The following is a 13,285-nucleotide window of genomic DNA, read 5'->3' on the forward strand; positions in this document are numbered from 1 at the left end:
AATGAAGACAAATAGTTTGGAACAAATTGGAGGTACTACTTTGACGGATTCAACCGGGAGAGTCATTGTTTTGCTACTGGCATTTTGGGGAATATTATGTTCACAAACGGTTTTGGCGGAAATTCAACATAAAAATAGGGTCATTATACTATCCGACATCGAAGCCGATCCCGACGATACGCAGTCGTTTGTGCGGCTGTTTTTATATTCCAATCAAATTGACCTGAAAGGATTAGTGGCGACGACTTCTTGCTGGCATAAATCGCAGGTGAATCCTGAATCAATCAAAAAAGTGATTGAGGCTTACGGGAAAGTTCAACCTAACCTTTCGAAACATGAGGCCGGTTTCCCAACTGCAGAAGCGCTTTTGAAGCTTGTCAAAAAAGGCTTGCCGGTATATGGTATGCAGGGTGTTGGCGATGGAAAAGATTCAGACGGTTCAGACTGGATTATCAAAACATTGGAAGAAGAGGACGAACGTCCGTTGTGGATTTCGGTTTGGGGTGGTGCAAATACCTTGGCCCAAGCGCTGTACACCATTGAGCGCACCAAATCAAAAGAAGAAGCGCAGAAGTTGATAGCCAAACTCAGGGTCTATACTATTTCGGACCAGGATGACAGCGGAATTTGGATTAGGAATAATTTTCCAGATCTGTTTTTCATTGTAAGTCCGGGCGATTACTACGCCAATGCGACCTGGACAGGCATCAATACTTATGTAGAAGGTATTAATAACGAGTCAATCAGCAATAGCTGGATCGCGCGAAACATCCAGCAGAGCCACGGGCCATTAGGCGCAGCATATCCTGATGTCGCCTGGGGTGTTGAAGGCGATACACCATCCTTTTTATCACTAATTCCAAACGGACTGAATGTTCCGGAGCATCCGGAGTGGGGCGGCTGGGGTGGCCGCTACGAACTTTCGAAACCCGATTTTTCTACTCTGCAACAAGGTAATTCGGGTGTTCCATTTGAGCCTGAAACGCGTGAAATATGGACCGACGCCGTTGAAAGTTATAAGCCCTATATTCCCAGCGAACATGGGCGGGCTGTAAAAACGGATACCACAACATTTACAGGCAACAAAGTAAGCTTGTGGCGTTGGCGCGATGATTTTCAGAACGACTTTGCGGCTCGCATGGATTGGTGTACTAAAAGCTATGAGGGCGCCAATCACCCTCCGGTTCCTATATTGAGTCATCCCGGGCAGATTAGGGTAAAATCAGGAGAAGGATTTGGCTTGGACGCCTTCGATTCATTCGATCCGGATGGTGATAATCTCAGTTTCTTATGGTTCAACTATCCTGAGGCTGGTACCTATAAGAAAGAGATAAAAATTGGGGGCGCAGAGAATGTACATAGTGTTTATATCGTGGCTCCTGTGGTTGAGAAAGAGGTTACGGCTCATTTTATATTGAAAGTCACCGATAAAGGAGAACCGCAACTGTCGAGATATAGGCGAGTTATTGTAACTATCTCACCGAAATAGAAAATTGAAATTAGTCTGAATTGAATACAATCAAATCATATCTGTTTTTTCTCGCATTCTTCCTGGTAAGCGGGGTTTTATATGCCCAACCCCGGGTCGTAATTTTAACCGACTTTCCTCCTGTGGATGTTATTCCCGGGGGAGCAGGATACGGACCTGCCGAAAAACGAAGCGATTCCGACGATGTGCAATCCATGGTTCGTTTTCTTCTTTATACCAATGATTTGGATGTGGAAGGTTTGGTGGCAACTTCCGGCACCTTCGCAAACTTTGCCAACAAACAAAACATACTGGACATGCTATATCTGTATGACTGTGTTGACGAAAACCTTCGCAAGCATGACAGTCGTTATCCAACTGCAGATTACCTGCGTTCGGTTACCTGGCAGGGAACATCGAAAACCTATAGCCGTCCCGCCATGGAAATTATCGGAGCAGGCAAGGATAGCGAAGCTTCGGAAAAGATAATCGCATTGTTGGAAAAACCCGATTCCAGACTGGTTTGGTTTTGCGTGTGGGGCGGTTCGTGCGACTTAGCTCAGGGTTTGACGACCCGTCGGGACGTCAAACCGTCTTCAAATGGCGTTCCCAGGTACAGGACGATTTCGCCAAACATGCAGATTGGATGTTGCCCTGAAAGCATATTTGAGAATAGAGAGGCAAACTTGAAATATTGGACAAAAATAGAGAGAAGGGTGAACGATCATTGGGGGGAAGTCCCTCGGTTATATCATTGGATGGGAATAGCCTGATTTTTCACATCACAAAAAACAGAATACTAAAAATTGGAAAGGTAGAACTATGGAACTGAAATTATTGAGAATTAATCTTATGCGGTTTTTTCTGGTGTTGAGCATTACTCTTTCATTAGGGAAAGCAATGGCTGGTGTCCCGGATAGTTATATCAGCTTAAGGCAAGAACCGGGAAGTTTTACGCTAGCCGCTGACAATCACGTCTCTCCAGTTGTGATTGATGCGAACGACTATCCGGGTATTACTGAGGTCGGTGGCTGGTTTGTCAACGACCTGAAGATGGTAACCGGACTAACGGCAAGTATTTTTCAAAATGAATTACCCCAAGCCAAGCAATTGATTTTGGTTGGTACCATTGGAAAAAACCAATGGATCGACCAGTTGATTGCGGAAGGTAAGTTAGATGTAAAAGGCATTCAGGGGCAGTGGGAGCAAAGCCTGACGCAGGTGGTCGACTATCCGTTCCCTGGCGTGGAGCAGGCGTTGGTGCTGGCCGGCAGCGATAAGCGCGGAACTATTTATGCCATGCTCAATTTATCAAAAGAGATGGGTGTTTCGCCCTGGTACTGGTGGGCCGATGTTCCGGTAGTAAAGCGCGAAGCAGTTTTTGTGAAGCCAGGGCGTTTTGTAACTGAAAGCCCGAAAGTGAAGTATCGGGGTATTTTTCTGAACGACGAAGCACCTGCTTTAACCGGCTGGGCCAACGAAAAATTCGGTGGTGTGAACCACAAGTTCTATGTCCATGTATTTGAACTCATTCTTCGCCTGCGTGGTAATTTCCTTTGGCCGGCCATGTGGGGAAAGGCTTTTTACGACGATGATCCGGAAAACGGTTCGTTGGCTGATAAACTAGGTATCGTGATCAGTACTTCGCACCACGAACCACTGGGGAAGGCCCATGTGGAATGGAATCGCTATGGCTCTGGTGCCTGGGACTACAGCAAGAATCCAAAAGTACTTACCGACTTTTGGACCAAAGGTATGCAGCGCATGAAAGACTATGAAACCGTGGTAACACTTGGTATGCGTGGTGATGGTGATGAGGCAATGAGCGAGGGAACCAACATTGCCTTGCTGGAAAAAATTGTTCGCGATCAACGCAAAATTATCAGTAAAGTTACTGGCACAAAACCCGAAGAAACACCTCAAGTGTGGGCGCTTTATAAGGAAGTACAAGATTATTACGACAATGGCATGCGGGTGCCCGATGATGTCACTTTGTTGCTTTGCGACGATAACTGGGGCAACGTGCGTAAGTTACCCAATTTGAATGCTCCGGCGCACAAAGGAGGTTTTGGGATGTACTATCATTTCGACTATGTGGGTGGTCCGCGTAATTATAAATGGCTGAATGTTAGTCAGATTCAGCGGGTGTGGGAGCAAATGAACCTGACTTACAGTCACGGTGTCGACCGCATTTGGATTGTGAACGTGGGTGATTTGAAACCCATGGAATACCCCATCAGCTTCTTTTTAGATATGGCCTGGGATCCTACAAAATTCAATGCTCAGAACTTACTTCAGCATACCGAAGAATGGTGTGCCGAACAGTTTGGTGAAAAATATGCCAAAGAGGCTGCCCGTATCATCAACCTCTATACAAAATACAACCACCGGGTGACCCCGGAATTGTTGAATTCAAAAACATACAGTCTGGAAAACTACAACGAGTTTGAACGGGTTCGCAACGAATACCGGGATCTGGCATTGGATGCGCTGCGTCTCTATAATTTCATCCCGAATGAGTATAAAGATGCATTTGACCAACTGGTTCTTTTCCCAACCAATGCCTGTGCGAACCTGTACGAGATGTATTATGCCGTGGCAAAAAACCAGCAACTGGCCGCAGCGAACGATCCCGAAGCAAACCATTGGGCGGATGAGGTAGCGGAATGCTTTGAGCGGGATTCGCTGTTCACAGTGCATTACAATCAGCAAATTGCTCACGGAAAATGGAACCACACGATGGATCAGATCCGGATTGGTTACACCTCCTGGCAGGAGCCCCGAAAAGCTAAAATGCCTGATGTGACTCGTGTTAAAGAACCGGAAGTGCCAAACTCAGAACTGGCCTTTGATGAGGCAGATGGTTATGTATCGATTGAAGCCGGCAACTATCAAAGAGCCAAAGATACCGACAAAATTCACTGGGAAATTATACCGGATTTGGGTAAAACCTGCTCGGGAGTAACAACCTTCCCGCAAAATGTTTATCCCACAAAAAGCGATTCGGTTTACCTGGAATATGATGTCAATTTCAAATCAACCGGCAAATTCGATGTGCATGTCTTGATTTCAACGACACTAAACTTCAATGCCAATAAAGGACTACGTTATGCTGTTTCCGTTGATGGAGGCGAAGAACAGATCGTTAACACAAATGGGGCATATCGAGGTGAGTTGGGGCAATGGCAAGCAGATCGGATCATTTCAACCAAAACAAAGCACGAAATTGGCAAAGAAGGTCTGCATCGTTTGCGCGTAAGAGTGTTGGAGCCGGGAATTGTCTTGCAAAAGATTCTGATAGATACCGGCAATTTGAAGCCGAGTTACCTGGGGGCTCCTCAAAGTAAATTGATAAATACCCGACGATGAGAAGAGAGTTTTTTTTCATAAGCATATTTGTTTTCTTGATGGCAGCGATGGCACCTTTAGGTGCCGGAGCTTCCGTTAAATTGCCCCGCCTGGTCAGTAACGGCATGGTGCTTCAGCGGGATGTTCCGGTCAAAATCTGGGGCTGGGCTGATCCTTCAGAAAAGGTAAAGGTCGATTTTTTGGGGAAGAGCTATCAGACCAAAGCTGACAAAAAAGGGAATTGGGAGTTGGAACTTCCGGCATTGACTGCCGGAGGTCCCTATAAGATGCAAGTGAACAGCATCGAAATTTCGGATATCCTGGTGGGCGATGTTTGGTTGGCTTCGGGACAGTCGAATATGGAGCTGCAGCTTCGCCGGGTAATGGATTTGTATGCTGACGAGATTAAGCAGATTGACAATACCAATATCCGGTTGTTCCGCTCATCAACGCGAAAAGAGCCTGAACATGCGCAGCCTGATTATCCCGATGGAAATTGGTTGACCGCGACTCCTGAAAACATCATGGAGTTTTCGGCAGTTGCGTATTTCTTTGCTGATGATGTGTATCAACAGTACCATGTTCCGGTCGGAATTATCAGCACAGCGATTGGCGGATCTCCTGCCGAATCGTGGTTAAGCAAAGACAAGGTTGCCGGGTATTTGGACCAATGGAAAGCAAACGAGGCCCGTATCGACTCCATTCGTGCCAAACGACAAGCCGAAGAAGGCGAGCAAGTTCCGTTTAACTGGGGGCTTGAAGTGAATAAAAACGATCCGGGTGCCGGTCGTTGGTCGAAAGCGGATGTGGATGTTTCCGACTGGCCTCAGATCTCTCTGCCCGGTTATTGGTCCGACAAAGGCGTTGAGCTGCGTAACGGATCCATCTGGTTTTATAAAGAATTCGAGGTGGCCGATTCATTGGCGGCCAGGGAGGCTGTCTTGCGTCTGGGGCGAATCATCGACAGTGATTCGGCTTTTGTCAATGGTACCTTCGTCGGAACCATTTCATACCAATACCCACCACGTATTTACAAGGTGCCTGAAGGTGTATTGAAACCAGGCAAAAACAAACTGATGGTTCGGGTATTTAGTCAAGGCGGACGAGGCGGATTTGTTGAAGAGAAACCTTACGAAGTCCGCGTTGGATCGCAAACCATTGATTTGACTGGTGATTGGAACTACCATATTGGTGCAGTGTTAAACCCTCCACAAGGATTGGGAGGTGGTGGTTTCGTGCCTGGGGGGTTATTTAATAGCCTGATCAGTCCGGCTGTCGGCTATGGATTAAAAGGAGTGATTTGGTACCAGGGCGAATCCAATGCCGGACGTGGCAAGGAATACCGGCAGCTTTTCAAGGACATGATTACAGACTGGCGCACTCAAATGGCCCAACCCGAACTACCGTTCGTATTCGTACAACTGGCCAATCTGGGTATTCCCAACAAACAACCGGTTGAAAGTGGCTGGGCCACCTTGCGCGATGCGCAGCGACGGACGCTTGAATTGCCAAATACCGGGATGGCCGTAGCTTTTGACCTGGGCGAATGGAATGATATTCACCCGCTGAAGAAAAAAGAAGTTGCCCGTCGCTTGTTCCTCGAAGCGCGGCGGGTTGCCTATGGCGACAGCTCGGTTGTTAGCTCCGGACCATTGTATGAGTCGATGAAGGTTGAGGATGGCAGCATCGTTCTTCGCTTTAATTCGGTTGGTTCAGGCTTGTTTGCCAACAGCCTGTTGCAGGGCTTCCAAATTGCCGGAGACGATGGTGTCTTTGTATGGGCGAATGCTGTTGTTCTGAGCAGAAACACAGTCAAGGTTTGGAGTCGAACTGTATCCGACCCCAAAGTGGTGCGTTATGCCTGGGATGACAATCCTGCCGGTGCCAATCTAAAGAACAAGAGAGGCCTGCCTGCATCGCCTTTTACCACAGAAGAATAAAAACTTATAGAATAAAAACCAATAAAAAAAAACAATGAATTCAACTTCACAGAAAGTTTCTGTTATCGAGAAAATCGGATACAGTCTGGGCGACCTGGCTGCGAATCTGATTTTCCAGACACTAATGACCTTTTTGGCCTTCTTTTATACCGACGTGTATAAAATTCCGCCGGGCACGGCGTCGGCCATTATTTTTGCAGGTGGGATGATTGGCGCCTTTTTCAATCCGGTGATGGGGATCATTGCCGACCGCACGGTGACCCGTTGGGGTAAATTCCGACCATGGATTTTATGGACTGCTGTGCCTTTTGGCGTGATGGCCATGCTGGCATTCAGTACGCCTGACTTTAGTCCGGGTGGTAAAATTGTTTATGCACTGGTAACTTATATGTTACTGGTCATTGTGTACTCGGCCAACAACCTTCCGTATGCTTCGCTCAGCGGGGTTTTAACCGGTGACATGGGAGAACGGAACAGCATTTCATCGTTCCGTTTTGTAGCAGTTATGATTGCCCAGTTTATCGTGCAGGCTTTGCTTTTGCCTCTGGTACTCATTTTTGGCGATGGCGATAAAACCAAAGGATTCGAAAACACCATGACCCTGTTTGCAATTATCGGTGTCATTTTCTTTATCATCACTTTTTTGACGACCAAAGAGCGAATTATCCCAAAGGCGGGACAAAAGTCGAGCGTGAGAGAGGACCTGGGCGACTTGGTGAAAAACAAGCCTTGGGTTATGATGCTGATAATTACGATTTTCATTTTTGTTACCCTTTCGTTGAAAGGTGGGATGTATGTGTACTATTTCGAGAATTTTCTGAGTGAACAGCATCTGGCCAGTTTTTTGGAAGATATAGGTTTTAACGGCTTTATTGCGGGCTTGAACAGTATGCTGACCAGCATGGGGCTGCATGGATTTACCTGGCCTGAAGATGCCCCGACTTCCGGGTTCAGCCTATTTAACGCCGGAGGGATCATTATGATGATAGTCGGAATTACAGTATCAAAAAAGCTCGCCGATAAATATGGCAAACGCGATGTGTTTGGCATAAGTTTATTTATCTCGGCAATGTGTTTGCTGTTGTTTTATTTTTATGCTCCTCAATCAATCGCACTGGTGTTTTTGACGCAGCTGGCACACGGGTTTTTCTATGGCATTGGCACACCGTTGTTATGGGCTATGATTGCCGATGTGGCTGATTATTCGGAATGGAAAAATAACCGTCGGGCGACAGCAATCATCTTCTCTGCAATGATATTTGGGCTAAAAGCTGGGCTCGCCGTTGGTGGTGCGCTGGTTGCCGGAATCTTGGCGTTTTACGGATACGATGAACAGTTGGTGGTTCAAACTCCGGAGACAATAAACGGCATCAAACTGTCGCTTAGCGTTTATCCGACCCTAACTTTCTGTGTGAGTGTGGTTTGCCTGTTCTTTTACGAAATTAACAAGAAGAAAGAAATTCAGATTCAGGAAGAGTTGCTGGACAGAAGGAAGTAGTTCCTCGAAGGATGATAATAGAAATAAACTCTAAATATGGGTGTGTTCAATAATAGAAATAATTTTTAACAAAGTAGGATAGAAATGAAGAAGTTTAATTCAAACCAAATTTTGTTTGTGCTTGGGGTCGTATTGTTTGCTTCCTGCACAGGCGGGACTCAATCGGAAAAAACTCAAACACTGAAAGATGCTTTTGCCGGTAGATTTTATATTGGTACAGCGTTAAATGAATGGCAGATCACCGGGCAGGATTCGGCCTCGCTTGAAGTCGTTAAAGAGCAATTCAATGCAATTGTTCCTGAAAACTGCATGAAAAGTGTCGAAATTCACCCTGCAGAGGGAGAATTTGATTTCACGCTGGCCGATCAATTTGTTGATTTTGGAGAGCAAAACAATATGTTTATTACTGGACACTGTTTGATTTGGCATTCGCAAGCTCCCGAATGGTTTTTTACCGATAGTTTGGGTAACGACGCATCGCGAGAGCTGATGATTGAGCGCATGAAAACACACATTCATACAGTGGTTGGCCGTTACAAAGGTCGCATTAAAGGCTGGGATGTGGTAAACGAAGCTATTATGGAAGACGGCTCTTATCGGAACAGCAAGTTTTACCAGATCGTGGGAGAAGACTTTATTAAACTGGCATTTCAGTTTGCCCACGAAGCCGACCCGGAAGCCGAATTGTATTACAATGATTACAACGAATGGTTCCCGGGAAAACGTGATGCCATCGTGCAACTAATCCGTAGTTTGAAGTCTGAAGGAATCCGCATCGACGGCATTGGCATGCAAGGACACATCGGTCTGAACAGCCCTTCGCTGGAAAGTTATGAAGAAGCCATGGTTGCTTACGCCGGCGAAGGTATGAAAGTGATGGTAACCGAGCTCGATATGTCGATTCTACCAAACCGTCGCCAGGATGTTGGTGCCGATATTTCAACGAAAATCGAATACGAGAAAGAACTGAATCCGTATACAGACGGAGTGATTCCACAGGAAAAACAAGATGAATGGGATGCACGAATGGTGGATTTCTTCAACTTATTTTTGAAACATGCTGACGATGTGAGCCGGGTTACACTTTGGGGCGTTTCGGATCGTGACTCCTGGAAAAATGATTTTCCGATTCATGGACGTACGGATTATCCGCTTTTGTTCGATCGCAATTTTCAACCCAAGTCGGTGGTGGCGAAGATTATACAATTAACGAAAGAGGAGTAGTGCCATCCCGAATTCATTTCGGAATCTTCCATTATTAATTGAAGATCCTGAAACATGTTCAGAATGACAGAAGAATAACAGACTTAAAAATTATATCATGAAGAAAGCAAGATACCTGGTTCCAGACCTCTACACCGCCGATCCGGCCGTGCATGTGTTCAACGGCAAACTGTACATTTACCCCTCGCACGACGTAGAGTCGGGTATTCCTGAAAATGACAATGGCGACCATTTTGACATGCGTGATTACCACATCTTTTCGATGGATGACATCGATGGTGAAGTTACCGATCATGGCGTGGGGTTGGATGTGAAAGATATTGCCTGGGCAGGCCGCCAGTTGTGGGATTGCGACTGTGCGCATAAAGACGGCAAATACTATCTATATTTTCCGTTGAAAGATCAAACTGATATTTTCCGCATTGGAGTAGCCATCAGCGATAAGCCTCAAGGGCCTTTCATTCCGCAAGATGCCCCAATGAAGGGTAGCTATTCCATCGACCCATGTGTGTTTGAAGATGAGGATGGAGCGCATTACATGTACTTTGGCGGGTTGTGGGGTGGCCAATTGCAACGCTACCGGAACAACAAGGCCGTCGAGTGTGGTCACGAGCCCAAAGATCATGAACCGGCATTGCCTTCGCGGGTTGTGAAACTTAGCGATGATATGCTGGAATTTGGTGAGGAACCCAGAGAGTTGCTTATCCTGGATGAAAACGGTGCTGTAATTACCGCCGGAGATCACGATCGCCGCTTCTTCGAAGCTTCGTGGATACACAAATATCAGGGGAAATACTACTTTTCGTACTCTACCGGAAATACACACAAATTGTGTTATGCGGTGGGCGATAATCCATACGGGCCGTTCACATATAAGGGGGTGATTTTAACACCCGTAGTTGGTTGGACTACCCATCATTCGATTGTGGAGTTCAAGGGCAAGTGGTATCTGTTTCATCACGACAGCGTGCCGTCAGGTGGTAAAACCTGGTTGAGAAGTATGAAAGTGGTAGAACTGGAATACAGCAACGATGGAACGATAAAGACGATTGAAGGCATTAATTCATAATTAGATCGTAGTAGGTAGAACTTGAATGGCTGGTTGGATTCGAAAATGTCGGATGACCAGCCATTTTGGTTTGGCTTTTGTCAGACTCAAATGTAGTTGCTGAGCCGATAGTAAAATAGAACGGAGAGCCAGATGCTGTCCTAAAAGTGTGTAACCTAAGATTCCTTTTAATTTATGCGTGACTAATAGTATGTTACTCATGCGATAATTTTATATTAAGATGAAAAAATTGAAACAAATACTTTTAATTTCAATATTGCTGCTTACCTGTAAAATTGGATTTTCGCAATTCCGAATCATAGTAACTTCCGACTTTCCGTCGTTTCCGGTAACCAACAGCGATCCCGACGATGTTCAGTCGATTGTGCGTTTTTTGCTTTACTCCAATGAATTTGATGTGGAAGGTCTGGTTGTTTCAGCCGGAACTTTTGATATGGTTGCCGATAAGAAAACAATGCTTGCGGCACTCGACGAATACGATAAAGTAGATGAAATCCTTAGAGAACACGATCCAAAATACCCAACTGCCGATGCCTTGCGTGCTGTTACCTACGAAGGAAAAGGCAATAATAATGGGATTAAAATCAAATGGGGTTGTGGCAAGCAACCAGTGAGTGAAATTATCGGAAAAGGCCTCGACAGCGAAGCTTCAAATGCCATAATCGCTTCGGTTGATAAACCAGATCCGCGCCCGGTTTGGGTAAGTGTTTGGGGAGGTCCGAGAGAAGTTGCACAGGCCATCTGGGATGTTAGAAATACCCGGAGCGAGAAGGAAACCAAAGCTTTTATCAGCAAACTTCGAATTTTTCTGATTGCCTGTCAGGACGCTTCACACGAATGGTTGATGAATGAGTTTCCCGACTTGTTTATCATCGAATCGAAAAAAACTTATCAGGGCATTTTTCGGAGCGATAGTCAGGAGTGGGTCGAAAAAAATATCATCAACAACCATGGCCCCCTTTGTGCGATATATCCTCCTAAGGCAATGGGTGGGCCCGGAGTGATTGAAGGAGATTCGCCAGCTTTTCTTTATCTGGTTAGCGCCTTGAGGGGAATCAATGATCCTGAAGATCCAACTCAACCAAGCTGGGGTGGGCAGTATGTTCACAAAAAAGGTACGAAACATTATGTTGACGGGCTTGGCGGATCAACTATTTCGAAATGGAAAAACGACTTTCAGAAAGAGTTTATGGAACGCGCGGACCGTTGCATTAAGCCGTTTGACCAAAGAAGATCTGAATAGACCGACTACTTCATCACCGGTTGAAAAGCCAGCTTCATGTTTTTTCAGATTATCGCGAACTTTTCTGCATGCTTTGGCAATTTTCGGGATTCGTTCAAGCGCCACCCTGTCTTTAGGTTGTATCAATGGTGTCGCGGCCACCCATCTGCTTTGTACCGATGCTAGCCAGCTCTGTTCCCACAACCGGGTGAGGCATCTCTGAGGAGATTGCTTTACCCGGTTTTTTAATTGTAGCATTGGTTGAATAATTCAGCTTAAATAGAATAGAACGTTTTTGATTCTTTTCTGACCATTTTTTGTAAAGATCTAAGTTGATCCACCGATTACCAAATTCCCCTCGAGATATACAACTTTCGGCTCGTTATGAGAATACGGTTCATTCTTAATTTGTTCCAACAAGATCTCCGCTGATTTTTGGCCTATTTCGAATCCCATTGGCTGAATGACCGAAAGTGGTGGTTCGTACATGCTGCGGAAAGGATCCTCGCAAAAGCCAATTACGGCTATTTCCTCCGGCACGCGCATTTTCTTTCGGTGAATGCCTCGCATCACTCCTGTCATGGTTAAGTCGCTGATTGCGAATATACTGTCTGGCGGCTTTGGTGAACTTAGTAGTCTGATGGTTTCCTCTTCTGCTTCCTCTGGGCTTTCGCAGGAAATGACAAGTTCCTCGTTAACCGGAAGGCCATGTTCGAGTAAAGCCATTTTGTAACCTTGCAATCGGTTGTTGCTAATTAGCAGGTTAAGGTTGCCGGTGCAGATGGCTATTCTTTGGCGACCTCTTTCAAGCAGATGATTCACCGCGTTGAATGAGGCAGTAATATCATCAACCAAAACTGTTGAGGCTTTCAGGCCTTTCACAACGCGGTCGAAGAATACAATCGGCATACCCATGTTGATGATCCTTTCAAAATGGTCGAATTTTTTGGTTGTTCTCGAAACAGAAGCCAGAATTCCCTCCACGTTGTTCGCGACCAGGATATCCAGATTGGCAATTTCTCGCTCATAGGACTCGTTCGACTGTAAAATAAGCAACTTGTAACCATTTTTGTGTGCAATTTCTTCAACGCCCCGTATGACAGAAGGAAAGAAGAAATAGGAAATTTGAGGAACAATTAAGCCAATGATTTTGCTTCGCTTATACCGGAATGAAGCCGCAATGGCGTTTGGCATGTAGTTTAGTTCCTTTGCCACCCTGCGAACAGCATCTTTGGTCTTCTGGCTAATGTCCGGATGGTCGCGTAAAGCTCGACTTACAGTCGATTTTGAAAGGTTTAATTTTTTGGCAATGTCCAGTATTGTTGCCGGATTATTAATCATAGGTCAGGATTTGAAATGGTTTCAAAATATAAAAATAAAATCGCTGGAATAGCCATGGTTAGCCACGAATTCTCTGCCTGCCGGGTTTAGTTTAGGGTATTTAGCGTGTTTTGAATAAATCGGGGGAGGGTGGTCAAGTTTGAGAATTGTATGTTAAGAAATAGTTAAGATGTGC

General features: G+C 45.6%; 10 protein-coding genes. 8 read left to right on the forward strand and 2 right to left on the reverse strand.

Features of this window, described 5'->3' with window-relative positions; translation table 11 throughout:
- Position 1: 1 nt before the first annotated feature.
- The 7 genes from ABZD21_RS12425 to ABZD21_RS12455 all read left to right on the forward strand — a co-directional run bounded on the left by ABZD21_RS12425 (position 2) and on the right by ABZD21_RS12455 (position 10,547).
- Positions 2 to 1,489: a DUF1593 domain-containing protein gene (locus ABZD21_RS12425; RefSeq protein WP_372775333.1), complete on the forward strand. Its 1,488-nt coding sequence runs from the start codon at positions 2 to 4 to the stop codon at positions 1,487 to 1,489.
- Positions 1,490 to 1,509: 20 nt separating this feature from the next.
- Positions 1,510 to 2,241: a nucleoside hydrolase-like domain-containing protein gene (locus ABZD21_RS12430; protein ID WP_372775335.1), complete on the forward strand. Its 732-nt coding sequence runs from the start codon at positions 1,510 to 1,512 to the stop codon at positions 2,239 to 2,241.
- A gap of 49 nt (positions 2,242 to 2,290) precedes the next feature.
- A complete protein-coding gene (locus ABZD21_RS12435; protein ID WP_372775336.1) occupies positions 2,291 to 4,837 on the forward strand; it encodes a glycosyl hydrolase 115 family protein in 2,547 nt (848 codons plus the stop codon).
- The gene (locus ABZD21_RS12440; RefSeq protein WP_372775338.1) at positions 4,834 to 6,756 is read left to right on the forward strand and encodes a sialate O-acetylesterase; all 1,923 of its coding nucleotides are present in this window, start codon (positions 4,834 to 4,836) and stop codon (positions 6,754 to 6,756) included. Before ABZD21_RS12435 ends, ABZD21_RS12440 begins: the two co-directional genes overlap by 4 nt.
- A 34-nt stretch (positions 6,757 to 6,790) precedes the next feature.
- Positions 6,791 to 8,254 carry an MFS transporter gene (locus ABZD21_RS12445; RefSeq protein WP_372775340.1) on the forward strand — a complete coding sequence of 488 codons (1,464 nt, stop codon included), beginning with the start codon at positions 6,791 to 6,793 and terminating at the stop codon, positions 8,252 to 8,254.
- 84 nt (positions 8,255 to 8,338) lie between these two features.
- On the forward strand, positions 8,339 to 9,478 hold the full coding sequence (locus ABZD21_RS12450; protein WP_372775342.1) for an endo-1,4-beta-xylanase: 1,140 nt from the start codon (positions 8,339 to 8,341) through the stop codon (positions 9,476 to 9,478).
- A gap of 97 nt (positions 9,479 to 9,575) precedes the next feature.
- Positions 9,576 to 10,547 carry a glycoside hydrolase family 43 protein gene (locus tag ABZD21_RS12455; protein WP_372775343.1) on the forward strand — a complete coding sequence of 324 codons (972 nt, stop codon included), beginning with the start codon at positions 9,576 to 9,578 and terminating at the stop codon, positions 10,545 to 10,547.
- Here the strand turns inward: ABZD21_RS12455 and ABZD21_RS12460 are convergent, their stop codons facing one another.
- Positions 10,548 to 10,748: a hypothetical protein gene (locus ABZD21_RS12460; RefSeq protein ID WP_372775345.1), complete on the reverse strand. Its 201-nt coding sequence runs from the start codon at positions 10,746 to 10,748 to the stop codon at positions 10,548 to 10,550.
- Between the two features lie 19 nt (positions 10,749 to 10,767).
- Here ABZD21_RS12460 and ABZD21_RS12465 point away from each other — a divergent pair, with 19 nt between their 5' ends.
- On the forward strand, positions 10,768 to 11,790 hold the full coding sequence (locus ABZD21_RS12465) for a DUF1593 domain-containing protein (RefSeq protein ID WP_372775346.1): 1,023 nt from the start codon (positions 10,768 to 10,770) through the stop codon (positions 11,788 to 11,790).
- A 306-nt stretch (positions 11,791 to 12,096) separates the two neighbouring features.
- Here the strand turns inward: ABZD21_RS12465 and ABZD21_RS12470 are convergent, their stop codons facing one another.
- Positions 12,097 to 13,110 (reverse strand): LacI family DNA-binding transcriptional regulator, encoded by a 1,014-nt coding sequence (locus ABZD21_RS12470; RefSeq protein WP_372775347.1) that lies wholly within the window; start codon positions 13,108 to 13,110, stop codon positions 12,097 to 12,099.
- Positions 13,111 to 13,285: the final 175 nt, after the last annotated feature.

The organism is Mangrovibacterium sp., assembly GCF_041596335.1.
Classification (GTDB): Bacteria; Bacteroidota; Bacteroidia; order Bacteroidales; family Prolixibacteraceae; genus Mangrovibacterium.

Bases quoted from the DNA above. Each gene is read 5' to 3' on its own strand.
- ABZD21_RS12465 (WP_372775346.1), top strand. From the start codon at position 10,768: ATGAAAAAATTGAAACAAATACTTTTAATTTCAATATTGCTGCTTACC.
- ABZD21_RS12450 (WP_372775342.1), top strand. From the start codon at position 8,339: ATGAAGAAGTTTAATTCAAACCAAATTTTGTTTGTGCTTGGGGTCGTA.
- ABZD21_RS12460 (WP_372775345.1), bottom strand. From the start codon at position 10,748: ATGAGTAACATACTATTAGTCACGCATAAATTAAAAGGAATCTTAGGT.
- ABZD21_RS12445 (WP_372775340.1), top strand. From the start codon at position 6,791: ATGAATTCAACTTCACAGAAAGTTTCTGTTATCGAGAAAATCGGATAC.
- ABZD21_RS12435 (WP_372775336.1), top strand. From the start codon at position 2,291: ATGGAACTGAAATTATTGAGAATTAATCTTATGCGGTTTTTTCTGGTG.
- ABZD21_RS12470 (WP_372775347.1), bottom strand. From the start codon at position 13,110: ATGATTAATAATCCGGCAACAATACTGGACATTGCCAAAAAATTAAAC.
- ABZD21_RS12455 (WP_372775343.1), top strand. From the start codon at position 9,576: ATGAAGAAAGCAAGATACCTGGTTCCAGACCTCTACACCGCCGATCCG.
- ABZD21_RS12440 (WP_372775338.1), top strand. From the start codon at position 4,834: ATGAGAAGAGAGTTTTTTTTCATAAGCATATTTGTTTTCTTGATGGCA.
- ABZD21_RS12425 (WP_372775333.1), top strand. From the start codon at position 2: ATGAAGACAAATAGTTTGGAACAAATTGGAGGTACTACTTTGACGGAT.